This is a genomic window from Mesorhizobium sp. M7A.F.Ca.AU.001.01.1.1, assembly GCF_004022735.1.
Classification (GTDB): Bacteria; Pseudomonadota; Alphaproteobacteria; order Rhizobiales; family Rhizobiaceae; genus Mesorhizobium; species Mesorhizobium ciceri.
In genome coordinates, this window is record NZ_RZPF01001047.1 from 1 (window position 1) to 1,513 (window position 1,513).

General features: G+C 65.0%; 2 protein-coding genes. Both read left to right on the forward strand.

Annotated features, from left to right (window positions below):
- A partial coding sequence (locus EN884_RS35595; protein WP_164895412.1) for an RsmB/NOP family class I SAM-dependent RNA methyltransferase occupies positions 1 to 741 on the forward strand: 741 nt, incomplete at its 5' end.
- A gap of 140 nt (positions 742 to 881) precedes the next feature.
- Entirely contained in the window at positions 882 to 1,340 is a 459-nt protein-coding gene (locus tag EN884_RS35605) for a PaaI family thioesterase (RefSeq protein WP_013530371.1), read from the forward strand.
- The last annotated feature ends 173 nt before the right edge of the window (positions 1,341 to 1,513 follow it).

The following is a 1,513-nucleotide window of genomic DNA, read 5'->3' on the forward strand; positions in this document are numbered from 1 at the left end:
GCCCCGCACGGCATCCGCATTCCACCGATCGACGGCGATGGCCGGCACCCGAATGTGCAGGCCGAACCGGCCTTCCAGAAGGGTTGGTTCGAGGTCCAGGACGAAGGCTCGCAGATCGCGGCCGCCCTTGCCGGGGCCGAAGCCGGCATGCAGGTGCTGGATTTCTGCGCCGGCGCCGGCGGCAAGACGCTGGCACTGTCGGCTTCGATGGAAAATCGTGGCCAGATCTTTGCCCATGATGCGGAGAAAGCACGGCTGGCGCCGATCTTCGACCGCATCCGTCGTTCGGAAAACCGCAATGTGCAGGTGGTCACCAAGCCCACGGAACTCGCGCCGCTCGGCAACCACATGGACATCGTGCTGGTCGACGCGCCCTGCACCGGCAGCGGCACCTGGCGGCGCCGCCCCGACGCCAAATGGCGGCTGACGCAGAGGCAGCTCGATACCCGCAAGGGCGAACAGTCGGCGATCCTCGATGCGGCCAAAGCCTATGTCAAACCGGGCGGCCTGCTGGTCTACATCACCTGCTCGGTGTTTGATGAGGAGAATGGCGAGCAGATCGCGGCCTTTCGGGACCGTAACAGCGGCTTTGTTCCCGTCGACCACCGCCAGCTCTGGGACAGCCGTTTTCCCGGCCATCCGGCAGCCGCGCGCATCGGCGCCAAAGGCGACATCTCGCTGTCGCCGGCGCTGAGCGGCACCGACGGGTTTTACTTCTGTGCGTTGCGCAGGTCGGCCTGAATCCGATCGGATGTCGCCAATTCCTGACGGATGCGTGGCGCCAGCAGGCAGGCCAGGTCGATTGTGCAGTGCAGCAAAAGCATTTGCCTGCCGTCCATGCCTCTGCAATAAGCTTATCCGCATAAAGGAAGGCAGCGGCCATGGCAGCAAAGATCGTACCCGCCCCGGACTATGAGGATCGCGTCAGGACCTCCTTCGCACGCCAGAAGGCGATGGCCACGATCGGCGCCGAACTGACGCTGGTGACGCCCGGCATCATCGAGATCGAGATGCCCTATTCGGCGGCACTCACCCAGCAGCACGGCTTCCTCCATGCCGGCGTCATTTCGACCGCGCTGGACTCGGCCTGCGGCTATGCCGCTTTTTCGCTGATGCCGGAAAATTCCGGCGTGCTGACCATCGAGTTCAAGGTCAACCTGCTGGCGCCGGGCAGGGGCGAGCGCTTCCTGTTCCGCGGCTCGGTGACCAAGCCAGGCCGCACCATCATCGTCGCCGACGGCCAGGCCTACGCCTTTGCCGCCGACGGCGAGGCCAAGCTGATCGCCACCATGACCGGAACGATGATGACGGTGGTCGGGCGTGATGGGATAGAAGGGTGAGTGGCCGGTTCGCCGCAGGCGAATTCATCGTGCCGGTGGCACGATGAAAGGCCACGGACGCCGGGAGCTGCCGGAGGCAGCGGGTCCCGGCGAGCGGCGGCGCAGATAAGCAGGTGATCGGGCGGAGAGGAGCAAATCATCATGACCGATAAAATTCGCCGCCTGTCGGGCAA